Consider the following 25,305-nt stretch of genomic DNA (forward strand, 5'->3'; position numbering starts at 1 on the left):
CCTCGTGATCCATTGGAAGGACGTGCCGTGACCTCGACCTACCGCGTGCAGCTCACGCCGGACTTCGGCTTCGGGGAGGTGGCCCGGCTCGCCGGATACCTCCGCGAGCTCGGGGTCGGGCACGTCTACCTGTCGCCGATCCTGCGGGCCGTGCCTGAGTCGCGGCACGGCTACGACGTGGTGGACCACAGCGGGATCCGGGCCGAGTTCGGCGGTCTGGAGGGCCTGCACGAGCTGGCCGCGACGGGCCTTCCCCTGGTCGCCGACATCGTGCCCAACCACATGACCGTGCCGGTGCCCGAGTCGGAGAACGCCCAGCTCTGGTCCGCGCTGCGGGACGGCCCGGCGTCGCCGCACGCGCGGTGGTTCGACGTGCAGTGGCCCGTCGACCTCCCCATCCTGGGCGACGAGCCGGGCGGGCTCGTGGTGGACGGGCCGGTGCTGCGCTACTACGACCACGAGTTCCCGATCCGGCGCGGTACGGAGCACCTCCCGCTGCCCGAGCTCCTGGAGGCCCAGCACTACCGGCTGGTCAACTGGCGGGAGAGCCCGGGGTATCGGCGCTTCTTCGACGTGTCCTCGCTGATCGGCCTGCGGGTCGAGGACCCGGTGGTCTTCACCGCCACCCACGCGGTGATGCTGTCCCTGGTCGAGGACGGCCTGATCGAGGGGCTGCGGGTGGACCACCCCGACGGCCTGGCCGACCCGCGCGGCTACCTCGAACGGCTCCGCCCCCGCGTCCCCGGCCCGCTCTGGGTGGAGAAGATCCTGATCGACGCCGAGCGGCTGCCGGAGGACTGGCCGTGTGACGGCACGACGGGATACGACTCGCTCAACATGGTCACCCGGCTGTTCGTCGACCCGGCCGCCCGTGACTCGCTGATCGAGACGTTCACCCGCCACACCGGCGTGTCGCAGGACTACGAGTCCGTGCGGTACGCGGCCAAGAGACAGGTCATCGAGCAGTTCTTCCGCGGCGAGGTGGACCGGCTGGTGGCCGCCCTGGGCGACGCGGGGCTGCGCGAGGCGGCGGTGGAACTGCTCGCCGCGATGCCGGTCTACCGGGCCTACGTCAACCCCGGCGAGCAGCCGCCCGCCGAGTCGGTCAGGATCATCCAGGCCGCCGCGTCGGAGGCCGCGGCCCGCACCGACCCGGACGCCGTGGCCAAGACCGCCAACCTCGTCCTGTACGGCCCGGCCGAGGCGGTGACGCGGTTCCAGCAGACCTGCGGCCCGGTCATGGCCAAGGGCGTGGAGGACACCGCGCTCTACCGGTGGTATCCGCTGGCGAGCCTCAACGAGGTGGGCGGCGAGCCGGACAGGTGGGGGGTGTCGGCGGCCGAGTTCCACGAGTTCTGCGCGGGACTGCCCCCGAGGACGATGACCACGCTCTCGACCCACGACACCAAGCGCTCGGAGGACGTGCGGGCCCGGCTCGCCGTGCTGTCTGAGCTGCCGGAGGAGTGGGCGCTCGCCGTGGACTCGTGGGCGTCGGCCGTGCGGTTCGACCCCAAGCTCGACTACCTGGCCTGGCAGAACTTGATGGCGTCGTGGCCGATCACCCCCGAGCGGTTCACGGACTACCTGCTCAAGGCGGCGCGCGAGGCCAAGACCACGGTCTCGTGGCAGCGCCCCGACCCCGGTTATGAGGAGGGCATCAGAGAGTTCGCCAGGCGGGCCATCGACGTCTGCGGCTACTCGGTCGCCTCGTTCACGGCCGTAGTCGACCGGTACGCCAGGGTCAACTCGCTGGGCCAGAAGCTCGTCCAGCTCATGATGCCAGGCATCCCCGACGTCTACCAGGGCAGCGAGATCACCGACTTCTCGCTGGTCGACCCCGACAACCGGCGGCCCGTCGACTTCGACCGGCGGCGCGCGCTGCTCACGGCCCCGGACGACAGCTGGGACGGCCAGAAGCTCCTGGTCACCACCACCGCGCTGCGACTGCGGAGGCGGCTCGACCCGGCCCTGCAGTACGTGCCGATCGAGACCTGCGAGCACGCGGTCGCGTTCGCGCGCGGGGACCGGGCGGTCGCGGTGGCGACCCGGCTGCCCGTCTCGCTCGAACGCCGCGGCGGCTGGGGGAGCGAGACTCTCATGTTGCCCCCCGGCCGCTGGCGCGATCTCCTGTCCGGACACGAGCACACCGGCCGCATCCCCATGGCCCATCTACTGTCCCGTTACCCGGTCGCAATCCTGGAGCGGTGAGCATCGGCCCCGGGGTGGGAAAGGTGCTGAAGACGGAGAAACCGGGAGGGGCATGTACGAGGTCTGGGCGCCCCAGGCGACACAGGTCGAGGTCGAGTTCGGGGGAACCAGGCACGACATGTCGCCGGGGGGCGGAGGATGGTGGAGCGCTCGCGGAGACGAGCACGGCGTCGACTACGCCTTCTATGTCAACGGCGAGGGGCCCTACCCGGACCCCCGGACGCGGCGGCAGCCGTACGGCGTGCAGGGACCGAGCCGGGTCTACGACCACGGCAGGTTCACCTGGGGAGACCAGGACTGGCGTGGGCGTGACCTGCGCGGCTCGGTGATCTACGAGCTGCACGTCGGCACGTTCACCCCGGCCGGAACGTTCCGGGGGGTCCTCGGCAAGCTCGACCATCTCGTCGACCTCGGGGTCGACTTCATCGAGATCATGCCGGTCGCCCCCGTCCCCGGGACGCGTAACTGGGGGTACGACGGCGTGGACCTCTACGCCGTCAACGAGGTGTACGGCGGGCCGGACGGGCTCAAGGTGCTCGTCGACGCCTGCCACCAGGTGGGGCTGGGTGTGATCCTCGACGTGGTCTACAACCACCTCGGGCCGTCGGGAAACCACCTCGGCAAGTTCGGGCCGTACTTCCACGACTTCAAAGGGTCCTACTGGGGCGACGCGGTCAATCTGGACGGGCCCGGCTCCGACGAGGTGCGGCGATACTTCATCGAGAACGCACTCCAGTGGCTGCGGGACTATCACATCGACGGCCTGCGCCTCGACGCCGTCCACGCCCTGCGCGACTCCCGCGCCGTCCATTTCCTCGAGGAGTTGTCGGCCGAGGTCGAGGCCCTGTCCACGAGCCTGAGCCGGCCGCTGACGCTGATCGCCGAGTCGGACCTCAACGACCCCCGCATGGTCGCGCCGCGCGAGGCCGGCGGCCTCGGCATGCACGCCACCTGGAACGACGACGTCCACCACGCGCTGCACTCCGCCGTAACCGGCGAAACCCAGGCGTACTACTGCGACTTCGGGTCGCTGTCCGCGCTGGCCAAGGTGCTGACGCACGGCTACTTCCACGACGGCACCTACTCGACGTTCCGCGGGCGCAGCCATGGCCGTTCGGCGGCCGGCGTCCCCGGCTACCGGTTCGTCTGCTGCGTCCAGAACCACGACCAGATCGGCAACCGGCCCCTGGGGGACCGGCTGGAGCCCGAGCAGCTCTGGCTGGCGTCCGGGCTGCTGCTCACCTCGCCGTTCACACCGATGCTGTTCATGGGCGAGGAGTGGGGGGCGAGCACGCCGTTCTACTTCTTCACCGACCACTTCGAGCCCCACCTCGCGGAGGGCGAGGGTGAGCGGCGCAGGCTGGAGTTCGAGGGCTTCGGCTACGACTGGAAGGCGCCCGAGCCGGGCGAGGAGGAGACGTTCCTGCGCTCCAAGCTCGACTGGAGGGAGCTCTCCGAGGACGGCCCGATGTCACTGCTCGGCTGGTACCGGGACCTGATCGCGCTGCGCAAGTCGCACCCCGACCTCGCCGACCCCCGGCTCGACCGGGTGAAGGTCCGCTTCGACGAGGACCGGCACTTCCTCGTCATGGACCGGGGCTCCCTGCGCGTGCTGGCCAACTTCGGCAACTTCCCCGTGCCCGTACGGCTCTCGCCCGGGGCCAAGCGGATCCTGCTCGCCTCCGACGAGGCCATCCGCCCCATGGGAGGCGACGTCTACCTCCCCGCCCAGTCCCTAGCCGTGGTCCAGACGTAAGCGACGGCCCGGCATGCTGGTCTCCCGGTGTGCTGGTCTCCCGGCATGGGGGCGGGGCCGCCGGTCGCGCGTGCGCGGGCCCGGCGGCCCCAGCCATTTAGGGAGTGATCATGCACGGGATCCACGATGTGGCCCCCGAGGAGCCCACCCCCAATTTCGTGATCATGCACAAGCTCCCGGAAATGCCGTTGACCTGCGACGACGGGATTCGTGATCAGGCATTGCGGCTTTGCGGGGTTTGCGAGGGATCAGAGGACGGAGGTCAGGAGGGAGACGGCGGCCGTCTGCCGGCCGATGTTGGCGTGGTCGAACGGCCCGGCCCAGCGCAGTCCGTACAGGTTGGCGCTGTCCCGGTCGTTCGCATAGGCCGAGCGGGCCTGGGTGAGCAGGTAGCTCCGGTACGGGTGGCCGGGCAGCACGCGGTCGAGCTCGCTCAGGTTGCGGACGAAGATGCCCTTGAACGACGCCCCGTCGGAGTTGCAGCTGCCCCCGACCTCGCAGGGCTCCGTCAGGATCCCCTTCGGGGACAGTGACGGGCTGCTGATCACGGCGTCGGCGATCTTCCGAGCCTCGGCGAGGAGACTCCGGTCGCCGGTGCCCTTGTACAGCTCGGCCAGACCGCCCAGGACGACCCCCTGGTTATAGGTCCAGGTGATCCCCAGGTTGCTGTCGCACTTACCGCTCTGCGTCTGCAGGCCGTCGTTCACCAGGTGCTCGCCGTTGATCATCCCGCTCTTCTTGAACCAGTTCCAGGCCTCGAGAGCGCGGTTGAGGTAGAGCTTGTCGCCGGGGATCCGGTTGTGCAGAGCCGCGACGAGCTTGATGTACAGCTCAATGCTGATCGCGTTCTTGTAGGTCTTCCCCGGGATGTCCCACCAGATGCCGCCCCCGCAGACGTCGTCCCAGTACTGGCGCATGTACGCCTCGTCGGTCTTGGCGATCTCCAGGTACTTCGCGTCGCGGGTGATGTCGTACATGCGCGTCATGGCGAGAGCCCACCAGCCGGTGTCGTCCGTGGAGTCGGCCCGGAACTCGCCGCCGCCCTCCGGCCACCAGGGCAGTGGCTTGCGCTGCTGCTCGATCGTGTTCTCGATCGCCCACATGTACTTCGTGGTCCGTGTCTTGGCCGAGTAGTCGAGCAGCGCCTGGAGCGCGTTGCCCGACTGCCACCACGGCTCGGCGGCATCCCACCGCCCGCTCTCCTTGTCGTAGAACGACATCATCGCCTCGACGGCCGCCGAGGCCCGCTCACGCGCGCCTGCCGTACCCTTCGCGGGTGTCGTCGCCGGTTTCGTCACCGTGCCGGTCGGCGCGGTGGTCGGCGCGGTGGTCGGCGTTTTGGTCACTGTGCTGCTCGGCGCCGCTTGCGCGGGCAGCGTGCCCGCCAGCATCGCCAGCGTCACGCCGCAGGCCAGGGCACTCCCGGCCGCCCACATTTTTCGTGCGTGGTGGATCATCCGGACACTCCTCGGAAAATAGTGATCTCGGGTCTTGAAAGGGGTCATGGGGAGGGCCGGCGATCCAGGGGCGTCATGCGACGATGACGTTTCCGCCCGCCTGCCGGCAGAGCTCAAGGGTCCGGGGGTCGGCGCCGCCCGTTGTGATCACGAAGTCGACGTCGGAGAGCGTGCACAGCCGCTGCGATCCCGTGCCGGGGAACTTCACCTCGGACGCGACGAGGACGACCCGGTCCGATGCCTCGATCATCGCCTGCTTGATCGGCGCCTCGACGGCCATGTCGTCCACGACGTGACCGTTGGCGCGCACGCCCGTGCAGCTGAGGAACACCAGGTCGGCGCTGACCTGCCGAAGGGCCGCCTCAGTGAGGGACCCGACGAGCGACCGGTAGTTGCGGCGCAGGACACCGCCGAGCAGGACCAGCCGTACGGCCTCGTCGTCGCGCAACTCGTCCAGCACGGCAACGTTGCTCGTGATGACGGTGACGGGACGGCCGCGCAGGCGGCGGGCGATCAGCGGCGTGGTCGTGCCGATGTCGAGCACCACCACGCTCTCGTCCGCGATCAGCTCGGCGGCGCGCTCGGCCATCGCCTCCTTCATGGCGCAGTCATGGGAGGCGGAGACGTCGAACGGCTCCTCGACGACCAGTTCAGCGCCCGGCTCCGCCGCCGAGGCGCCCTGGCCTGCCGAGGAGCGCAGTGACAGGGCCGCGCCGCCATAGGTGCGGATCAGCTCGCCGTTGCGGTCCAGCAGCTTGAGGTCGCGGCGGATGGTGGACTCGCTGACCTGAAGGCGGGCGGCCAGCTCCCGCACCGAGGCCACTCCGGTCGAGCGGAGTGATTCCACAATCTGGACGTGCCGATTGCTCGATGTCACGCACGAAAAGGTAGACCGTAATGACCGACTTCGGTCATCCTCAAAGGTCACAATCGGGTCACTGACCGAGGTCGGTCGTTTTCGGTCGAGAGCTGCTCATGGTTGATCATCGGCTCTGGGCGGGGGTTGCCTCGCTAGTCAGCGATGAGCACGGTCGCGTCGACGCCGGCGGCATTCGGGGCCTTCGAGTCATTACGCGCCACGCGCGCAAGGCCGTGCGGAAGCCCGGCTAACGGCTCATGCGTCCAGGGCTTCGGCGACCGTATCGAAAATGGGGAATGCGTCGCGCAGCCCGGTAACGGTCAGGATTCGGTCGAAGGTGCCGTGCACGCCGGCGAGTTTGAGAAAGCCGCGCGCCTCGAACGAGCGGCCCAGAAATTGCAGCAGGAGTCTGAGGCCCATGGAGTCGCAGAAGGTCAACTGAGAGGCGTCAATGATGAGCCGGCTATGGCCTTGTTCGAGCTCTTTGGAGAGCGCGGTGCTCAACGTCTCGGCCGATATGACATCGAGTTCGCCGACGAGAGCGACGACGGTGTGGGTCGTCTCCTGGCTGACCGTGAGGTCAAGTCTCGTTGGCATCTCTGTCCTCATCGTGAAGATCTACAGAGAAGGTACACCCCCTAAATATCACGGCCGTTACTCCGGGACGTACTTCCCTCGCGCGTCGGTCCGTACGGCCCGCGTGGCCTCGCCTGGCCTGCGGAGATATGAAGACCAGACGTTTTGTGCCCCTGACTCCGTGGCGGGCTCAGACGGGCGCCTCATCCTCGGGAAGCTCGGCACTGAGCGCTCCGACCGGCGGGGCCGGGGTGGCGCGGTTCCCGGAGACCGCTCTCGTCGCCGGGATCGTGACGCACCCACACGGTCACCGTGTCCCAGCGCTCGACACGAGCGCCAGGGGGGCGGGCCCCGGGCGCATTCATGACCGGCTCCGGGCTGTCGAGGTCAGGCCCCTGCACAAAACCCAGCGTCATGACCGGCAAGCCATGCAGTCAAGGCCTGGCTGCCGCGGAAATCCAGAACCACCATAAAGTCGGTCAATGCGCCGTCGCCCATGTTGATGGTATGTCGTTTCGCGACGACGCCGAAAGGTTGACGGGTGATGTGGCGGTGTTGACGGGGCGTCGGCCGAATGGCAGGTCAGCGTCCGGCGGCACCGTCGATTCGTTCGCGCAGCAGGTCGGCGTGGCCATTGTGGCGGGCGTATTCGGCGATCATGTCCACCAGGATCCGGCGAAGTGAGATCGGCTGTCCGCTCGCGAAATGTAAGCCGGTCTGGTCCAGGGAGGGCACGGCGGCGACGATCTCCCGGGCTCGTTCGCACTCCGCACGCCACACCGCGAGGGCTTCCGTGACGTCACCGTTCAGGGTTTCGAAGTCCTGATCCGGGTCGTCGTCCGAGTAGTAGAGGAGCGGCACGTCCTCACCGGCGAACTGCTTGCGGAACCACCACCGCTCCACGCCGGCGAGGTGGCGGAGCAGGCCATGCAGGCTGAGCCCGGACGGTGGGACGCCCTTGTCCGACAGCCGTTCGAGCGGGACACCCGAGCATTTCAGCTCGAAAGTCGTGCGGTGCCAGTCGAGGTAGGCGGTGAGGATCTCGCGCTCGTCGCCGACAAGGGGAGGGGCGGTCCGCGTGTCCTCGGCCCACATCGGTGCGTAGTTCTCCGCCGGAATCTCAGTCACGCCGCCGAGCATGCCACCCGGCACCGACAAAGCCACTCCCTGGGGAATGTTCGGCTCCCATGGTCAGAGTTGACGTGGCAGTTCGCGGCTAGGCGACCCGGATCAGGGCCGTTCGGCCCGCGGTTCCCGTGAGTCGCGTCTTTCCGCCACCCATTCGCCACCTCGCCGAGCGCGGCCTCACGCCCATCGTGATGGCCGCCTGTGCTCGCCTGTGCTCGCCTGTGCCGCCGCCTATGCCGTGCCCGCCTTGGAGTCATCGCCGCCGCCTGCAGTGCGGTCACCGTCGCCCACCTGTCGTGCGGTCAGCGACCTGCATCTCAGTTATTGAGACAAGCGTGATCGATCATGACGATAGTGAGGTCAAACGGCGTCCATAGCAGCACTATCGTCGTGATCGATCAGCTGACCTGGGCCGCACTCCCGCAAAGCCCGGACCGGCGAGTACGTGTGCCTGCCAGAGGCGAAAGCCAAGGCGAACCCCAGTGCTCAGCCCGTGAGTCCCGTGAGTCCCGCGAGTCACTGTGAGTCACTGTGAGTCACTGTGAGACAGTCCCCGGCGACGGCTTGGCACGACTCTCAGGTCCAGTTCCGCCCGCCGGCTGAGGCCGGAACGATCCCCCGGCGGCCGATCCGTCGTCTGCTGTGGATAAGCGGGGTTATCCCCAGAGTGGCGTTCTGGTGGGCGCGGTCGGAGGGTGGGCGCGGAAGCTGGGACCTCCCGCGATCCCAAGGGAGGACCCATGCAGATCACCTATCCCGTGCCCGCCGAGACGACCTCGGTGTTCGTCGTCGCCGTGGACCGCACGCCCACCGAGCTGTCCTCGATCGTGCCGTGGCGGATGGGCAGGCCGCACAGACGGGCGGCCATGGAGGCGCTCGGCACCCCACGGCTGGAGCTGGAGGCATTCCGGGCGGGGCAGTCGCCCTGGAAACGCCTGGAGTCGCAGGCGTTCCGGGCGGGGCAGTCGCCCTGGAAACGAATCGAGCTGGAGGGCGACGACGACCTGAGACGGATCAAAAGGGCGCGCCACCATGTCGTCGTGTCCAGCACGGCCCCTGTGGCCGCCCAGCCGGAGGCCGCTCAGATCGCCCGCGCCGCCGCCAGGGGCGTGGCCGAGGCCTATCACGGGGTGATCGTCGATCAGCTCACGGGCTCCGCCGTCTACCACTGCGTGGAGTGCCCGGGGGAGCGCGAGGAGTTCCGCCTGAGCGACGACTGGCTGAGCTGGACCACGGAGTTCAGCGAGGACAGCTCCTGCCCGCCGTGGGACCCGGCCGGCACCGAGATCTGCGCGTGCCTGCGGGTGACGACTCGTGGACTGCGGCGTTTCGGGCTGCCCGAGGTAATGCTGGACGGCGCGGCGTGCGCGCACAGCCTCTGCACGGTCAATGTCTTGCGCACGGTCGCCCAGCGGCTGCTCACCGGCCATCTCGACTGGCTGGCCGGCAATCCCGGCGCCAGGTGCCGGACCATCGGGGAGCACCTCCGGGTGGACGGCGCCGACTTCGCGGTCTTCTCCGGCAGCCCTGACCTCGACGGCGAGCCATTCCGCGTACGGCTCACGCGTGACGCGGCCGACCGGTCCTGCCTGAGGGTCGGCCCTCCGGCCGGCTTCGATGGCAGCCTTAACGACTGGCTCTGCCGCACTCCCGGCCTGCTCGCCGCATGAGGCCGCCGCTGATGCCGAAATTTCGGAGGGTCGCCACGTTGTGGAAACGCTTTCCCGAGATGGCCGGAACGCTAAGATCCGGCCATGGCCGACCGCGTTTCCCCTCGTGGTGTGGATGTTTCAACTCCCAACACCGCCCGGATCTACGACTATATGCTCGGCGGCAAGGACAACTTCGCCGCCGACCGCGAAGCGGCCGAGCAGATCCTCAAAGCCTTCCCCGAGTCGCGGGATGGTGTCAGGCACAACCGGCAATTCCTGGGGGCGGCCGTCCGCTACATGGCCGAAGAGGCGGGAATCCGCCAGTTCGTGGACATCGGTGCGGGTTTGCCCACGCAAAACAATGTGCACGAGGTCGCTCATTCGGTCGCTCCGAAGGCCCGCACGGTCTACGTGGACAACGACCCCGTTGTGTGCGTGCACGGCCGGGCGATCCTCGCCAGCTCACCGGGCGTCGCCATGATGGAAGGAGACCTGCGCAAGCCTCAGGACATCGTCTCCAATGCCGCGGCGAGTGGGCTCATCAACTGGTCCGAGCCGGTAGGCGTGCTCATGGTGGCGATCCTGCACTTCCTCGCGGATCCTTATGAGGAGGTCGCCCGGCTGCGCGAGGCCATGGCTCCCGGCAGCCACCTCGTCGTCACCCACATGACCATGTCCAAGGAGCGGGCGACTGACGCGGAGCACGTCAGGAAGGTCTACGCGAGGGCGTCCTCGCCCCTGTTCCCCAGGCCGGTCGAGGACATCACCCGGTTTTTCGGCGACTTCGAGGAGGTCGACGACACCCAGTTCATCGACGCGAGCCTGCGGCGGAGATTCGCCTCACTGGGTTGGGCAGGGGTCGCCCGCAAAACCCAACGGGGCTAAGGTCCCGGCGGCGATCCGCCAAAACGCAACGCGGCTAAGGCCTCGGCGGCGGATGCCGGCAGCAGGGGAGGGAACGTTCGGCGTTGACCGTACGTCTCGTGAATGTGACCCTCTTTGATGCGATTGACGAAGAGATACGCGACGCCCGGGATCGGGCTCGCCGCCGCGACCAGCTCACCCGGCAGCGCGTCACCCTCATCCGCCAGATCGACGAGGTCAGAAGCCTTCTCAAGGAGCTGGAGAGTCAGCTCGCCAAGGAGGATCGCGACGTCGCCAAACTGGAGCAGGGCGGTTTCACGGCCTTCGTCTCCGGACTTCTCGGAAACAAGGAGGAGAACCTGGCCCGCGAGCGGGCGGAGGCGGCAGTCGTACGGCAGCGCGTGGACGGCCAGCGGACCCGGCTCGGATGGCTGAACACCGACCTCCGGACGACCGACCAGAGTCTGGCCCAGCTCGGCAACCCCGGCAGTGAGCTGGACGTGCTGCTGGCCCGCAAGGAGCGGATGCTGGTCGAGTCGGCCGATCCGCGTGGCCGAGAGCTGGCGGATATCGCCGCGCAGCTCGCCAGTGTCGGCGCCGACCTCCGTGAGCACGAGGAGGCCCGGCAGGCGGGGGTCGCCGCGAGCCAGGCCGTCGGCTATGTCCTCCGGCATCTCGGCGGCGCCCGGGGCGCGTCCACCTGGGACATGCTGGGCGGAGGAGTCTTCACCGACATGGTCGAGCACGGTCACCTTCAGCAGGCCGACCAGGCGGCGTGGCACGCCCAGCGCGCGCTGGACACGTTCTCCCGCGAGCTCGCCGACATCGGCGTTCGAGCCAATCCGCGGCTGCCGGAGGTCGACACGCGCTGGTTCGCCGACGTCTTCTTCGACAACATCATCACGGACGCGATCAAGCATCAGAGGATCGCCCGAACCGGAGAGGCCGTGCGAAACGTGGCTGATTGGGTCGGCGGCACGGTGAACGATCTGGCCGTCCGCTGCGCGGAGCTCACCCGGCATCATGACGCTCTCGCCCGCCGCCGCGAGCAACTGCTCAGCGCCTGAGCCCGAGCGCCCAACCACGTTTCCCACGTACTCGCAAAGCCTCCCACGCGCTCGGGAACGTCACGCGCGCTCGGGAACGTCACGCGCGCTCGGGAACGTCCCGCGCGCTCGGGAATCTCCCGCGCAGCGAGACCCACGACGCTGTGGAGATGCGGAAACCCTGGCCCTCCGGCTCGGCGCGCTCGGGTCCCGCAGGGGCGATGTACTCGGATTGAGGAAGGCGGCGAAAATTCGCAGGCAATTCCAAGGTGTCGGAAACTAGGCTTTTCTCGTGAAGGCTATGGTCACGGCAGTGAGCCGCAGTGAGACGCACAGTTTCAGCAAGGGCAGCCAGGAGGCCATCCGGCTGCTCGCCGGGCTCGGTGTCGAGGGAGACGCCCACCTCGGTGTGACAGTCCAGCACCGGTCCCGGGTGGCGCGCGACCCCAGCCAGCCCAACCTGCGGCAGGTGCACCTGATCCACGAGGAGCTGTACGACGAGCTGCGTGCCGGAGGCTTCGCCGTACAGGCCGGGAACCTGGGGGAGAACGTCACGACGCGGGGTGTCGACCTGCTCGGCCTGCCGACCGGCGCCGTTCTGCACCTGGGCGACCAGGCCGTGGTTGAGATCACGGGACTGCGCAACCCGTGCCTCCAGCTCGACGGCTTCCAGGACGGGCTGCTCAAGGCGGTGCTTGATCGAGACGAGCGCGGCGAGGTCGTCCGGAAGGCCGGGATCATGGGGATCGTCCTCGCCGGCGGCGACGTTCGACCCGGAGACCCGATCCGCGTCGAGCTCCCGGCCGGTCCCCATCGCCGTCTCGAAAGGGTGTGACCCCAAGAGCCGTATGCCTCGTCCGCCAAGCGTCTGGACGCGACGGCTCCGCCCATTGCGGCACGGCGGCTGCCGACCGGCTGACGGGACGCCAGACCGGAAAGCGGACCTCGGGGGCTTGTCCGAACCCGGATGTCCGCCAAGACCCGGCCACCGAGTCGGCACTCGACCGTGACCGCAGTGGCTAGGCTGCTCCGGTGAGCACAGAGCGACGTCTGGCCGAGTGGTTGAAGTCGAGGACTCCCGAGCAGCTTGGCCTGATCCTTGCCCGCGCCGGGATTGTCCAAGGTGATGTGGGCCCCCGGGACTACGCGCGGTTTATCCTTCAACACCACTTCGCGACGTTGCTCATCGGGTTCTGTACGCTCCCGCAGACCCAGGCGCTGTCGGCGATCGCCTGGCTGGCCGAGCGGGAGCACGGCTCGCTTGACGGCGCTTACTGGCGTCCCGACGACCCCGCGGGCCGAGCGGTGCCCCGCGCTCAGGTGCTGGACCTGCTGGGCGGAACCGACGCCGGCCTGCGGGCCGAGGCCGACGCGACCTTGGACGCGCTCGCCGAGCTGGCGCTCGTGCTCCCGCCGCACGGCGACCAGGTGATCGTGCCGAACGCGGTTCACATCCACCTGGCGGGTGGTGCCGGTGTGGGCCGCCCCGCCGCGCAGATCATCGCCGCTCACTTCAACGCCCCCGAAGTCCACAAGATCGCCGTCGCGCTGGGATTACCGAAAGCCTCCGGAAGGGAGGCCGCCGAGCGCAACGTGGTCGGCTTCCTGGCCGACCCTGACCGCCTACGGGCGCTGCTCGCCGGCGCGCCCGAATCCGTCCGGGAGTGGGCGATGACCATCGCTCGGCAGGGGGCACTGGTGGCCACCCACGCCTTCCAGTACGGCGGGGGCTACGGCTACAGCCTCAACAGCAAGTTCACCTTCCGCCCAGGAGGCTCCGGCGACCCGGACACCGACTGGCTGGCTGCCCGCGGCCTGCTGCTGCCCGCTGGTTCTCCGGACCTGGCCGAGCTTCCGCTCGAGGTGACGGTGGCCATCCGGGGTGAGCTTCGCGCCCTGTTCACCCCCAGGCCGCCCGCCCCCCCGGCGGACCTGCCCGCCGCCGACAGGACCGGAGGCTCTGCTCAAATCGCCGCGACCACCGCGGCTTCCCAGATCGAGCGGGTGCTCGCCTCCTGCGACGCGCAGCCCCTCGCTCTCCGCAAAGCGGGCGGAGTCGCCGTCCGTGATACCAAACGTGTGGCCAAAGCGATCGGCGCCGAAGACGCGGTGACCCGCTTCTGGCTCGACCTTTCCCTCCAGGCAGACCTGCTCGGCCTGCACGCCGAACCCGTCCAACGGCCCAAAGGCCATCGCGGCAAACTGCCCGAGCCGACCGTCAATGTGCTGCCGACCACTGGCTACGACGCCTGGCTGCTCGGGGCTCCCGCGCGGCGGCTGGCGCCGATCATCGCCGCCTGGGTGACCGTTCCCGAGATCTATACGTACTGGCCCGACCCGGAAGAGACCGCGGTCGCGCTGATCGAGCCCAGCGATCCCGAGGCGGTCGGTCTGCGGTACGCCCTGCTCGAAGCTCTCGCCGCGCTGCCGGAAGGACGCGGCAGCGACGCCCGGACCCTGCCGTATCTGCTCGCCCGGGCGAACTGGCATCGGCCACACCACGTCGGTGACGGCCCTGACGCCATCGAACGGATCACGGCTACCCTCCGCGAAGCCGAACTGCTCGGCGTCGCCGCCCACGGAGCCCTCACCAGTGTCGGCCAGACCGCGCTGGACCTGCTGCGGACCGGAAAGGCATGGACGGCTCCCGAACCCGCGCTGACGAGCGCGCTGACCGGCATGCTCCCGCCCCCGCAGACCACGGCCTACTTCCAGGCGGACCTGACCGCCGTCGTCAGCGGCGCGCCGGACGCGGCGCTCGCCGCCCTCCTCGACGCCGCCGCCGCCCGCGAATCCGACAGTCACGCCGTGGTCTGGCGGTTCAGCGCCGCCACCGTCCGGCACGCCCTCGACGCCGGGCACGAGGCCGCGGACCTGCTCGCCGAGCTCGCCTCGGTCGCCCAAGCCCCGCTGCCGCAACCCCTCGAATACCTGATCAAAGACGCGGGCCGCACCCACGGGCGGATGCGGGTGGTCCGCTCAGGCTGCTGTATCCGCTCGGACGACGAGGCGCTGCTCGACGAACTCGCCCGAGCCAAGGGGCTGCGCAAACTCGGTCTGCGGAAGATCGCCCCCACGGTCCTGATCAGCTCGGTGAGCGAGCAGGAGACCCTGTCCGGACTCCGCGCCGCCGGGTACACCCCGGCCTTGGAAGCCGAGACCGGCACCACCGTCGTGGAGAAGACCCCGCGACGCCGCGCGCCCACGAGGAGAAGATAAGCCGGTCGGGACGAGTCTCGCTGAGGGGGGCCATGTCGGCAGCCTGCATGGGGGCGAGGCCGATGATCATGCCGATCGTGGTGGACCTGCCCGCACCGGTGCCGGTACGACTGCGGCTCATCGGCCTGCCGTACCGTCGCCCGTACGACTGCGGGTCATCGGCCTGCCGCACCGGACGCCGCGGCGTAATCCCCGAAGTCAACCCCGAAGTCAACCCCGAAGTCAACCCGGGGAGACGACCCCCAGGACAACCCGCGAAGGGGCCCGGAGAACTTACGCCGCGGACCGGCTAGGGGATGGGATCAGTGCAGGTGGCTGGGGCCGTCGTGGGGATGGTCATGCTCGTGCTCGTCCTCACCCTCGTCCTCCAGGATGCCGTCGGACGGCTCGACGCCGAGCATGGCCTCCCTGGGCTCCACCTCTTCGACATGATCGACCAGCGCGAGCACGTGATCGGGCTCGATCAGCCACTGGAGGGCCGCCGCGCCCGTGTCATCGGAGTTGACCAGCTCGATCTGCTCCCGGCGCTCGTCCTCGTCCAACTCCGTCTGGGGGTCGCGGATCTCAGCCAGCGCCGCGGCCTGCAGGGCATTCACATCGAGAACCTCGACCACCAGGTCCACGGTGAGGCGCAGATAGCGTCCGGTATCCGTTTCATCGCTCATGGTGGTGATCCTATCGGCAGCCGTCAGGGCAGCTTCCACTCGACCGGGGCGGCGCCCTGCTGCTCCAGCAGTTGGTTGGCCCGGCTGAACGGGCGGGAGCCGAAGAAGCCGCTGCGCGCGGACAGAGGGCTGGGGTGGGCCGACTCGATGCACGGGACCTGGCCCAGCATGGGCCGCAGGTTGCGGGCGTCGCGGCCCCAGAGGATCGCCACCAGCGGGCCGCCGCGGGAGACGAGCGCCTTGATGGCCTGCTCGGTGACCTCCTCCCAGCCCTTGCCCCGGTGGGAGGCGGGCTTGCCCGGCATCACGGTCAGCACTCTGTTGAGCAGCAGCACGCCCTGCTCGGTCCACGGGGTGAGGTCGCCGTTGGCCGGCGCGGGGTGGCCGAGGTCGGCCATGTACTCCTTGTAGATGTTGACCAGGCTCCCCGGCAGCGGCCGCACATCCGGGGCGACGGAGAAGCTCAGCCCCACGGGATGCCCCGGTGTCGGGTAGGGATCCTGTCCGACGATCAGCACCCGGACCTCGCTGAGAGGCTGCTGGAACGCGCGGAGCACGTTGGCCCCGGCCGGAAGGTACTGCCGGCCTTCCGCGATCTCCTGCCGGAGGAAGTCGCCCATGGCGGTGATCCGCTCGGCGACGGGTTCGAGGGCCTCGGCCCATCCTGCTTCGACGATTTCGTGCAACGGACGCCCTGACATGGGTGCGCACTCTATCGGCTTTCGCGGTCCGGTACGGCTTCCGCCGGACAAATAGAGAACGGATGCCCGCCTACCCCCGTGAAGCGGGCATCCGAGTCCTTTATGACACCTTCGATTAGCGGACACCGAGGGTGCTGGCCGTACAGAATGGTGCTTAGTCCGGATGCGCGCTTTTTCCCCCGTGAAGTGCGCATCCGGACGCCACCTCGGTGGCTATTTCACCGAGCCCGCGAGCAGGCCCTGGACGAAGTACCGCTGGAAGGCGAAGAACAGGACCAGCGGGATGATGAGCGACAAAAAGGCGCCGGGCGCAAGGATGTCCACATTGGTGCCGAACTGCCGCATCTGGGATTGCAGCGCCTTGGTCATCGGCTGGTTCGAGGTGTCGGCGAAGACCAGGGCGACGAGCAGGTCGTTCCAGACCCACAGGAACTGGAAGATGCCGAGCGACGCGATCGCTGGCTTGGCCAGCGGGAACACCACGGTCGCGAAGATCCGCCACTCGGGCGCCCCATCCATGCGCGCCGCCTCCAGCAGCTCCCTGGGGATGCCCGCGAAGAAGTTGCGCAGCAGGAAGATCGCGAACGGCAGGCCGAACGCCACGTGGAACAGGACAACTCCAGCGATCGAGCCAAATATCCCGAAGAGTCCGTAGAGCTTGGCGATCGGGATGAGCGCGATCTGGATGGGCACCACGAGCAGGGCGATGACCACGAGGAACACGGCGTCCCTGCCGGGGAACTCGATCCAGGCGAAGGCGTACGCCGCCATCGCGGCGATCCCGATGACCAGCACCGTCGCCGGCACCGTGATGAGCACGGTGTTCCAGAACGACGAGCTGAACCCGGACGCCAGCAGGTTCGAGTAGTTCTCGAAGGTGATCTGCGCGGGCTTGGTGAAGAGGGTCCACCAGCCGGAGGAGTTGTTCTCGGTCTCGCCGCGCAGCGACACCACGAGCAGTCCCAGCGTCGGCACCAGCCAGAACACCGCCACGAGGACCAGGAAGACCTGGATCGCGCCGCCGCCGAGCCGGTCCACGACGCGGCCGGCGACGCCGCGCTTGATGGCTTCCGCATGCCGCGGTTCAGCCAGGGTTGTCATCGCTCGTCCCTTCTGAACTGGCGGATGTTGAAGATCATGAACGGGAGCACCAGCACCAGAAGGAAGATCGCCAGAGCGCTTCCCATGCCCTGGTTGCCACCGCCGCCGAAGGACACCCGCCACATCTCCAGCGCGATCACGTTGGCCTGTGGCTGCACCGAACCCGGCGCGATGATGAACACCAGGTCGAAGACCTTGAGCACGTTGATGACCATCGTGACGAAGACGACGAGCAGGACGGGGGCCAGCAGCGGCACGGTGATCCGGCGGAACACCTGCCACTCGGTCGCGCCGTCGATCCTGGCCGCCTCCAGCGCGTCACGCGGGATCGCCGACAGCCCGGCCGCGATCAGCACCATCGCGAAGCCGGCCCACACCCAGATGTACGCGCCGATGATCGCGGGCGTGATGAGGGCCGGGCCGAGCCAGGTCACCCCGTTGAAGGGCGCCGTGAAGTTCGACTGCGGGAGCCGTACGACATAGGAGCCCGCGGGGAGGCCGGGGAAGTGGAAGGTGCCGTCGGCGGCCGTCTCGGTGGTGGCCTTGACCGCGCCGGCCGAGACCGCCTCGACGGTGACCCCGGCGAGGCCCTTCTCCTGCGGGTCGATCTGGTTGAGCGTGCCGCCGCCACCACGGACGACGTCCAGCCAGACCGTGCCGCTGAGCCCGTCGCCGCGTCCGTCAGTGGGCGCGGCCTTGGCGGGCGCGGCGTCCTTGACCAGGTCGGGCTTGAGGCCCACGAGCGGGATGAGCACCGGCTGCCCCGCCTGGGCCGGCTGCTTGGTCACCACCGCGCCGCCCTGCACGGCCGCGGGCGCCTGGTCGTTCTCACGCGGCCGGGCCCCCGGGTAGCCCTGACTGGAGGAGAACGCGTCGTGGACGACCGTGATCACCGCGTTGGCGACGCCCTTGTCCGGGTCCTGCTCGTAGACGAGCCGGAAGATGACCCCGGCCGCGAGGAGGGAGACCGCCATCGGCATGAACAGGATGAGCTTGAACGCGGTCGCCCACCGGATCCGCTCCGTCAGCACGGCGAAGATGAGGCCGAGCACGGTGACGATCAGCGGAGCCACCACGACCCAGATCACGTTGTTCCTGATCGTGGTGAGCGTCGAGGAGTCCGTGAAGATCGAGGCGTAGTTGTCCAGGCCGACGAAGTGGTCGCCGGTCGAGTCGTACAGGCTGCGGAAGATCGAGTAGACGATCGGGTAGATCACCCACGCGCCCAGCAGGAGCAGCGCGGGCAGCAGGAAGAGGATCGCCAGCTTCGGCGAGGGCCCCAACCGGTGGGGCTCCTGGTCATGGGCGGCCACAGGGGGCGCGTCGACGACAGCGTCTATGGCGGGGGTTTCTGGCCGGCCGGAGGGGGCCCCGGCGGCGGGGAGATCGCCGCCGGGGGCCTGCGGGCCGTCTAACCGTTCGGTCACGGCCGTGTCCCTTACTTCTTGAACGCCTTGGCGGCGTCCGCCTCGAGCTTCTGCTGCGCGCCCTTGACATCGGAGGGGTTGCGCAGGAAGTCCTGCAGGTCCTTCCACTCGCCCTTGCCGTCTGTGCCGCCGAACGCGCTGGGCGCGAGGTCCGACATGTCGTAACGGACGGCCTCGCCGGCCGAGATGATGGTCTGGGCGAGCTGCTTGGTCAGGTCATCGGGGTAGTTGTCGGGGGAGACGTTGCGGTTCGGCGACAGGTAGCCGGGGAGCTTGGCCCAGACCTCGCCGCCTTCCTTGGAGGCCAGGAACTCCAGCAGCGCCATCGCGCCCTTGGAGTCCTTCAGCGCCACGGCGATGTCGCCGCCGAGCACGACCGGCGCGGTGTCGCCCGCCTTGGGGAACGGCATGATCTTGGCGTCCTCGCCGACCTTCGCGCCGGACTGGCCCACGGACGCCGCGACGAAGTCGGCCTCGATCACCATCCCGGCCTTCTTCTGGCCGTAGACCTGGGTCACGCAGGTCGGGAAGTCGGTCTGCAGCGCGCCGGTGGACCCGCCGAGCAGGAACTCCTTCTTGCCGAAGATCTGGGCCATCTTGCCGAGCGCGGTGGCGACCGAGGGGTCGGTCCACGGAATCTCGTGCTTGGCCAGCTTGTCGTAGTTCTCCGGTCCCGCCGAGGAGAGGTAGACGTTCTCGAACAGGTCGGTGAGTGTCCACCCGGACGCCGCGCACAGGGCGAACGGCGCGGTGCCGGAGTCCGACAGCGTCTGGGCGGTCTTGGAGACCAGGTCGTCCCAGGTCGTGGCGGGCTGAGCCCCGGCGTCGTCGAACGCGCCCTGCCGGTACCAGATCAGCGACTTGTGCGCCGCCTTCACGAGCACGCCGTACACCTGGCCCTTGGCCGAGCCGAGTTCCTTCCAGTACGGCGTGTAGTTCTGGTCGATCTGCGTCTGGACCTCCGCCGACAGGGGCTTGAGCGCGTTCTGGTCCGCGTACTGCTGCACCAGGCCGGGCTGCGGGAGGATGGCGACGTCCGGCGGGTTGCCGCCCTGGATCCGCGGGCCGAGATAGGCGCCCGTGTCCTCACCGGTCGAGGCGTACGTCACGGTCGCGCCTGTCTTGGCCTGGAACGCCTTCAGCACCTTCTCGAAGTTGGCCTGCTCGTCGCCGGTCCACTTGGCCGCCACTTCGATCTTGACGCCGTCGAGTGGCTTGCCGGCGGGAGCGGCGCTGCCCTGCTTGGACGGCTCGGGGGTCGAGTTGCCGCCGCAGGCCGCTGCGGCGAGGCCGAGGAACGCGACCATGATGGGGAGTTTGCGCATATCTATCCTCCGGGCTGGATGACCTCGCCGAGCTGCTGTTTCAGATCGGCGACGGTCTCATCGACGGGTTTGCTGAGATTGAGGGCGCCGGAGACGGCGCTGGAGACGACCAGGCTGACCTGGTTGTAGTTGGCGGTCACCGGCCGGGGACGTGCGGAGAGGATCGACTCCTTCAGCACGGGCAGGTAGGGAAACCGCCTGATCAGGGCCGGGTCGTCGTAGAGATCGGCCCAGACCGGGGGGAACGACCCCTGGGTCAGGACCAGGCGCTCGTTGTCCCGGCCGGTGAAGTAGCGGATGAAGTCGAGGGCCGACTTCTGCCGCTTGGAATAGGCGCTGATGGCGAGGTTCAGCCCGCCCAGCGAGCTGGATCCCGGGCCGGTCAGCCCCGGGAGCCTGGTCACCTCGAACTTGCCGGCGATGCCGGAATGGGTGGCCGGGCCGTACGCGTGGGGCCAGTTGCGCGCGAACAGCAGCCGGCCCTCCTGGAAGGCGAGCCGGGACTCCTCCTCCTTGTAGGAGAGCGCCTCCTGAGGGATCCACCCCTCCTTGAGGCCGCCGACCAGGAAGTCGAGCGCGGTCTTCGCCGTGCTCAGGTCCATCGTGACGCGGCGCGCGTCCGGGCTGAGGATCTCTCCGCCCGCGGACTGTACGGCTTCCGCGAAGTTGACGGTCAGCCCCTCGTACGGCAGGAACTGTCCGGCGTATCCGCCCATGTGATACTTCGCGCTCAGGCGGGTGGCCTGGTCGCGGAGCTCCGCCCACGTCTTCGGCGGCTTCAGGTGCTCCTTCTTCAGGATGTCGGAGCGGTAGTAGAGAAGCCCCGCGTTGCTGAGATACGGCGCGGCCCACAGCCTGTCACGGTAGATCGCCGTGTCCGCGACCCCCTCCAGCAGCTTGTCCAGGGGGAACATGCTCCGGTCGAGCGGCACGATCCAGCCGGCGTCGGCGAACTCCGCCGTCCACACCACGTCGAGCCCGAGCACGTCGTAGCAGTCGCAGTGCGCCTGGAGGTTGGCGACCATCTGGGCGCGCTGCTCGTCGGCCGCCTCGGGTAACTCCAGCAGCGTCACGTGTTCGGCGGGGTGCGCCTGGTTCCACCGGTCGAGCAGCGGCCGCAGGTAGGCGGTGGTGTCCCGGCCGGTGGCGAAGGTGATGGGCCCGATGCCGCCCGTTCCCTTGGACGGCCCGCCGGCCGGGTCCGCCAGCCCGCCGCATCCGGCCACGATCAGGGTGGCCAGTAGGGCGACGGCTCGGCGAACCACGTGGCCTCCGCATTAATTCGAGGTTACATACGTGTTAGGTAAGTGCATGCATGTTATGCATAGCGATAATGTGGACGTCAACGGCTTTGCCCGTAACGCTCCGGTAACTGCTTCGACGGCACTTCTACGGCGGGAGGTGGGCGCGTGCGGCTGCCGCTGCTGGCGCTCCTGGCGAAGGAACCTGCCCATGGGTACGAGCTCAAACAGGCCCTAGAGGTGACGTTCGGCAGCGCGTACCCTTCGCCCAACATCGGGCAGATCTACGTCACCCTCGGCCGTCTGGAAAAGGACGGGTTCGTCCGGGCCGTCGACGTCGAGCAGTCGAACCGGCCCAACAAGAAGGTCTATTACCTCACCGCCGCCGGTCGTGAGGCGCTGGAGACCTGGGTGGACGAGCCGACCGAGGGACCGCGCGTCCGCGACGAGTTCTTCATGAAGCTCGTGCTGGCCCCGCTCACCGGGATCGCCGACCGGATGGCCCTCGTCAACCGGCAGCGCAGGCATTACCTGTCGCTGATGCGAGACCTCGACGCGCTGGCCGAGCGCACCGATCCGGAGAACCGGGTCGCGCTCCTGCTCATCGAGGGCGCCATGCTCCACCTCCAGGCCGACCTCGACTGGCTCGAACGCTGCCAGGAGGACCTCTCCTGATGCGCCCCCCTCCCATTGCCGTGATCATGCACGGGTTCCCGGAAACGCGGCCGGCCTGCGGCTCCACGTATCGTGATCATGCACAGGTTCCCGATCACGGGCGCCGACCTGCGGCAGAGCCGTACGTGATCATGCATGAGTGGGGTGGACGGTGACGGAGACCCCGGTGGTCAAAGCGACCAACCTTGTGAAGATCTACCAAACCACTGGGTTGCCCGTACCGGCCGTGCGGGGCATCGACCTGACCGTGCGGCCGGGCGAGTTCGTCGCGATCATGGGCCCGTCGGGCTCCGGCAAGTCGACCTTCATCCACATGCTGGGAGGGCTGGAGACCCGTACGAGCGGGGAGATCTGGCTGGACGGCAAGCGGGCCGACACGCTGTCGGAGAGCGGATGGGCCGTGCTCCGCCGGGAGAAGGTCGGGTTCGTCTTCCAGTTCTTCAACCTGGTCGCCAACATGACCGTGGCCGACAACGTGGAGTTGCCCGCGCTGCTCGGCGGGGTGTCGCCCCGGCAGGCTCGCGAGCGGCGGGAGTACCTGCTCGGCGAGCTCGGGCTGACCGAGCGGGCCGCCGCCGCCCCCGCCCAGCTCTCCGGCGGGGAGCAGCAGCGGGTCGCGCTGGCCCGTGCGCTGGCCAACCACCCGCGGCTGCTTCTCGCGGACGAGCCGACCGGCAACCTCGACAGCCGCAACACCCGCGACGTCCTCAAGCTCCTCGGCAAGGTGCACCGGCAGGGCCAGACGATCGTGCTGGTCACACATGACGCGCGGGTGGCGAGCATGGCCGACCGGGTCGTGAGCCTGCTGGACGGCCAGATCGTCGACGACGGCGCCATCCCGCGGACCCGCCGCCGCCCGTCCGGTACGGCAGGCGATGTCGTCGAGCTGCACGGATGACGAACCGCATGATCACGAAAGACCCGGCCGCAGGTGGGCGGCCATTGCCGGGAGCCTGGGCATGATCACGACGTGGGAAGACGCAGGTCGGCGGCCGTGCCCGGGAACCCGCGCATGATCACGGCGAGGGAAGGCGCACGCCAGGGCCTCGCCCGGGAATCCGTGCATGATCACGCCGGGGGGTGGGGGTGGTGAGGGCCGAGGCGCGGTGGGTGCGGGCCGACCTCCGGGCCCGCCGGGGTCAGGCGCTGCTGACCGTCCTCGCGGTGGCGGGAATCGTCACCGCCCTCATCACCGCGGCCACCCTCCTGGAGGACGGCACCAACCCCTGGCGGGGGCTGTTCGAGCGCAGCCGCGGGGCTCATGTGTGGATCCACACCAAGGACGCCCCGGACGTCCCCGCGCTCAAGGCCCTCAACGGCGTCACCGACCTCGCCGGGCCGTACCGCAGCGCCCCCGCGACCCTGGTCGACCACGGGCGCAGGGTGCCGATCGCGCTCCAGGAGACACCGGCGGCGTTCCCCGCGGTCGCCCGCCCACTGCTGCGGGAGGGCCGCTGGCTGGACGCCCGCCGGCCCGACGGCGTCGTGGTCGAGCGGTCGTTCGCGCGGGCGCTCGGGCTGCGCCCCGGCAGCCCGTTCACCGTCACCGGCCTGAACGGCGCCACCCACACCCTGGTCGTCTCCGGGCTGGCCGAGAGCGGCGACCAGGGCTTCTACCCCGAATGGACCCCCGGCCTGGCCTGGACGCTGTCGCAGACCCTCAGCCTGGTCGAGCCCGCCCCGGGCCGGACCGAGACCGTCACGGGCCTGCGGCTGGCCGACCCCGGCTACACGGACCTCGTCGTCCAGCGGGCCGTCATCGCCTTGCGCAACCAGGTCCAGCGGGTCGCCACCTGGCGTGAGGTCAGGGCGTCGATGGAGCTCGACAACCGGCTGCTCGGCCTGTTGCTCGCCCTGTTCGGCGTCGCGGGCCTGGTCGCCGCCGCGCTGGCCCTCGCCAATGCCACCGGCGGCCGGGTGCTGACCCAGCTCCGCGACATCGCCACGCTGAAGTCGCTCGGGTTCACCCGGGGCCAGGTCACCCGCATGCTCGTGGCCGAGCACGGCACGCTGGGGCTGCTCGGGATCGCCCTGGGCCTTCTCGCGGGACGGCTCATCACGGCTTACGCGCTGTCGGACGCCGTCGTCGTGCCGCTGTCTCCCGGGCCGCTCGTCGCCATCGCGGCGGGCACGGCCCTGGTGGTGCTGGTCGCCGTCTGGCTCCCGTCCTGGCGGGGCGGCCGCACGCCACCGATCCCGGCGGCCCCCGCCGGGCCTCCACGCGGCCACCTGTCGCGGCTCGCCCGGGTCGCCCTGCTCGTACGGCTGCCGCCCGCCCTGGTGCTGGGCGCGAGGGACGCCTTCACCAGGCGGACCCCGGCGCTGCTCACGGTGACCGGCGTGGCGATCCCGATGATGATGATCACAATCGGCCTGGGCTGCTGGGCGACCCTCGACGACTTCATCCGCCATCCGGAGAACGTCGGCCAGGCGGCCGCCCTCGCCGTACGGCCCGGCGACCTGACGGCGGAGGAGGCGCGGGCACGGGCGATGGCCGACCCCGACGTGGTGGCCGCCTATCCCGGCGCCGAGCTGGACGCGCTGGTCCCATGGCAGACCCGGACGGTCCGCACGAGAGCCCTCGGGCTGTCCGCCGACCCCTATCCCTTCCCTGTGGTCGAGGGCCGGATGTTCGCCGATCGGGGCGAGGCCGTGGCCGGTCAGGGCCTGCTCGACCTGCTTGGTGTGCACATCGGCGACCGGGTCCGGATGACGATCGGAGGCACGCCGCTCATCGTCAGGATCGTCGGCCGGGTCGTGGAGCCGGAGCAGGACGGCGAGGTCCTCTCGTTCGGCGTCGACAGCCTGGCGGCCAAGGACGCGGTGCCGCCGCAGTTCTACAGCCTGGTGCTCCGGCAAGGCGCCGATCCGGCGGAGGTGCGCGCCCGGCTCCAGGCGCAGTCTCTGGAGGTCGACCAGGCGGTCAACCCGGCCGACCGGCTGGCGGTCATCCGGGTGATCATTGTGGCTCTGGTCGTCGTGCTGGCCCTGATCGGCCTGGCCAACCTGCTGACCGCGAGCGCCCTCGGACTGCGCGACCACGTGCTCGACCTGGCCGTGCTGAAGGCGATGGGGCTCACGCCACGGCAGGTCATGGCCACACTCGTCACCGGCACGGGCCTGCTGGCCATGGTCGGGGTGCTGCTCGGGGCGTCCGCGGGCGCGTTCCTGTCGAGGGGCCTCATCGACCTGGAGGGCCGCGGCAGCGGCGTGGGGGCGGGCATCGGACGCGCGCCCACGCCCGGCATGTTCGCGGCGGCCGTGCTCATCGCCATCGGCGCCGCGCTGCTCGTCGCCCTCATCCCCGCCCGCCGGGCCGCTCGGGCGCAGGTCCCCGTCGCGGCACGCTAAGCATGATCACGGCCGGCGACTCCGCAGGCCGGAGGCCATGTCCGGGAACCTTCG

20 protein-coding genes are annotated in these 25,305 nt (G+C 69.4%); 10 read left to right on the top strand and 10 right to left on the bottom strand.

The features are described 5' to 3' along the window. Positions 1 to 27 precede the first annotated feature (27 nt). Positions 28 to 2,208: a malto-oligosyltrehalose synthase gene (treY, locus tag ABH927_RS16125; RefSeq protein ID WP_370022261.1), complete on the top strand. Its 2,181-nt coding sequence runs from the start codon at positions 28 to 30 to the stop codon at positions 2,206 to 2,208. 52 nt (positions 2,209 to 2,260) lie between these two features. Beyond that, positions 2,261 to 3,964 (top strand): malto-oligosyltrehalose trehalohydrolase, encoded by a 1,704-nt coding sequence (gene treZ, locus ABH927_RS16130; RefSeq protein ID WP_370022263.1) that lies wholly within the window; start codon positions 2,261 to 2,263, stop codon positions 3,962 to 3,964. A gap of 248 nt (positions 3,965 to 4,212) precedes the next feature. Here treZ and ABH927_RS16135 read toward each other — a convergent pair whose 3' ends face one another. From ABH927_RS16135 to ABH927_RS16150, 4 genes are all read right to left on the bottom strand, one after another. Then, entirely contained in the window at positions 4,213 to 5,421 is a 1,209-nt protein-coding gene (locus ABH927_RS16135; protein ID WP_370022265.1) for a glycoside hydrolase family 76 protein, read from the bottom strand. A 73-nt stretch (positions 5,422 to 5,494) separates the two neighbouring features. Beyond that, complete coding sequence (locus tag ABH927_RS16140; protein ID WP_370022267.1) at positions 5,495 to 6,298, bottom strand: DeoR/GlpR family DNA-binding transcription regulator; 804 nt, start codon at positions 6,296 to 6,298, stop codon at positions 5,495 to 5,497. A gap of 237 nt (positions 6,299 to 6,535) precedes the next feature. After that, entirely contained in the window at positions 6,536 to 6,877 is a 342-nt protein-coding gene (locus tag ABH927_RS16145; RefSeq protein ID WP_370022269.1) for an STAS domain-containing protein, read from the bottom strand. 561 nt (positions 6,878 to 7,438) lie between these two features. Beyond that, positions 7,439 to 7,984, bottom strand: coding sequence for a DinB family protein (locus tag ABH927_RS16150; protein WP_370022271.1), 546 nt, complete (start codon positions 7,982 to 7,984; stop codon positions 7,439 to 7,441). Between the two features lie 740 nt (positions 7,985 to 8,724). Between ABH927_RS16150 and ABH927_RS16155 the strand changes: the two genes are divergently transcribed. The 5 genes from ABH927_RS16155 to ABH927_RS16175 all read left to right on the top strand — a co-directional run bounded on the left by ABH927_RS16155 (position 8,725) and on the right by ABH927_RS16175 (position 14,765). Next, entirely contained in the window at positions 8,725 to 9,654 is a 930-nt protein-coding gene (locus tag ABH927_RS16155) for a hypothetical protein (RefSeq protein WP_370022273.1), read from the top strand. Between the two features lie 111 nt (positions 9,655 to 9,765). After that, positions 9,766 to 10,521 (top strand): SAM-dependent methyltransferase, encoded by a 756-nt coding sequence (locus tag ABH927_RS16160; protein WP_370022275.1) that lies wholly within the window; start codon positions 9,766 to 9,768, stop codon positions 10,519 to 10,521. Positions 10,522 to 10,619: 98 nt separating this feature from the next. Beyond that, positions 10,620 to 11,567, top strand: a complete 948-nt coding sequence (locus tag ABH927_RS16165) for a hypothetical protein (RefSeq protein ID WP_370022277.1) — start codon at positions 10,620 to 10,622, stop codon at positions 11,565 to 11,567. Between the two features lie 271 nt (positions 11,568 to 11,838). Continuing rightward, positions 11,839 to 12,381 (top strand): MOSC domain-containing protein, encoded by a 543-nt coding sequence (locus ABH927_RS16170; protein ID WP_370022279.1) that lies wholly within the window; start codon positions 11,839 to 11,841, stop codon positions 12,379 to 12,381. A gap of 197 nt (positions 12,382 to 12,578) precedes the next feature. Next, a complete protein-coding gene (locus ABH927_RS16175) occupies positions 12,579 to 14,765 on the top strand; it encodes a helicase-associated domain-containing protein (protein ID WP_370022281.1) in 2,187 nt (728 codons plus the stop codon). Between the two features lie 302 nt (positions 14,766 to 15,067). Here the strand turns inward: ABH927_RS16175 and ABH927_RS16180 are convergent, their stop codons facing one another. From ABH927_RS16180 to ABH927_RS16205, 6 genes are all read right to left on the bottom strand, one after another. Then, positions 15,068 to 15,430 carry a hypothetical protein gene (locus ABH927_RS16180; RefSeq protein ID WP_370022283.1) on the bottom strand — a complete coding sequence of 121 codons (363 nt, stop codon included), beginning with the start codon at positions 15,428 to 15,430 and terminating at the stop codon, positions 15,068 to 15,070. Positions 15,431 to 15,453: 23 nt separating this feature from the next. Next, on the bottom strand, positions 15,454 to 16,131 hold the full coding sequence (locus ABH927_RS16185) for a uracil-DNA glycosylase (protein WP_370022285.1): 678 nt from the start codon (positions 16,129 to 16,131) through the stop codon (positions 15,454 to 15,456). Positions 16,132 to 16,344: 213 nt separating this feature from the next. Continuing rightward, positions 16,345 to 17,232 carry a carbohydrate ABC transporter permease gene (locus ABH927_RS16190; protein WP_370022287.1) on the bottom strand — a complete coding sequence of 296 codons (888 nt, stop codon included), beginning with the start codon at positions 17,230 to 17,232 and terminating at the stop codon, positions 16,345 to 16,347. Next, positions 17,229 to 18,659 (bottom strand): ABC transporter permease subunit, encoded by a 1,431-nt coding sequence (locus ABH927_RS16195; RefSeq protein ID WP_370022289.1) that lies wholly within the window; start codon positions 18,657 to 18,659, stop codon positions 17,229 to 17,231. The genes ABH927_RS16190 and ABH927_RS16195 overlap by 4 nt, the downstream gene beginning before the upstream one ends. Positions 18,660 to 18,670: 11 nt before the next feature. Next, positions 18,671 to 19,984, bottom strand: coding sequence for an ABC transporter substrate-binding protein (locus tag ABH927_RS16200; protein ID WP_370022291.1), 1,314 nt, complete (start codon positions 19,982 to 19,984; stop codon positions 18,671 to 18,673). Between the two features lie 2 nt (positions 19,985 to 19,986). After that, positions 19,987 to 21,249, bottom strand: a complete 1,263-nt coding sequence (locus tag ABH927_RS16205; protein WP_370022293.1) for an ABC transporter substrate-binding protein — start codon at positions 21,247 to 21,249, stop codon at positions 19,987 to 19,989. 144 nt (positions 21,250 to 21,393) lie between these two features. On the opposite strand from ABH927_RS16205, the gene ABH927_RS16210 reads away from it, so the two are divergent. The 3 genes from ABH927_RS16210 (at position 21,394) to ABH927_RS16220 (ending at position 25,251) form a co-directional block, all read left to right on the top strand. Beyond that, the gene (locus tag ABH927_RS16210) at positions 21,394 to 21,900 is read left to right on the top strand and encodes a PadR family transcriptional regulator (RefSeq protein WP_370022295.1); all 507 of its coding nucleotides are present in this window, start codon (positions 21,394 to 21,396) and stop codon (positions 21,898 to 21,900) included. Between the two features lie 151 nt (positions 21,901 to 22,051). After that, the gene (locus tag ABH927_RS16215; protein ID WP_370022297.1) at positions 22,052 to 22,798 is read left to right on the top strand and encodes an ABC transporter ATP-binding protein; all 747 of its coding nucleotides are present in this window, start codon (positions 22,052 to 22,054) and stop codon (positions 22,796 to 22,798) included. A gap of 191 nt (positions 22,799 to 22,989) precedes the next feature. Continuing rightward, on the top strand, positions 22,990 to 25,251 hold the full coding sequence (locus tag ABH927_RS16220) for an ABC transporter permease (RefSeq protein ID WP_370022299.1): 2,262 nt from the start codon (positions 22,990 to 22,992) through the stop codon (positions 25,249 to 25,251). Positions 25,252 to 25,305 lie beyond the last annotated feature (54 nt).

The organism is Planotetraspora sp. GP83, assembly GCF_041262585.1.
In the GTDB taxonomy this organism is placed as follows: domain Bacteria; phylum Actinomycetota; class Actinomycetes; order Streptosporangiales; family Streptosporangiaceae; genus JAOEGB01.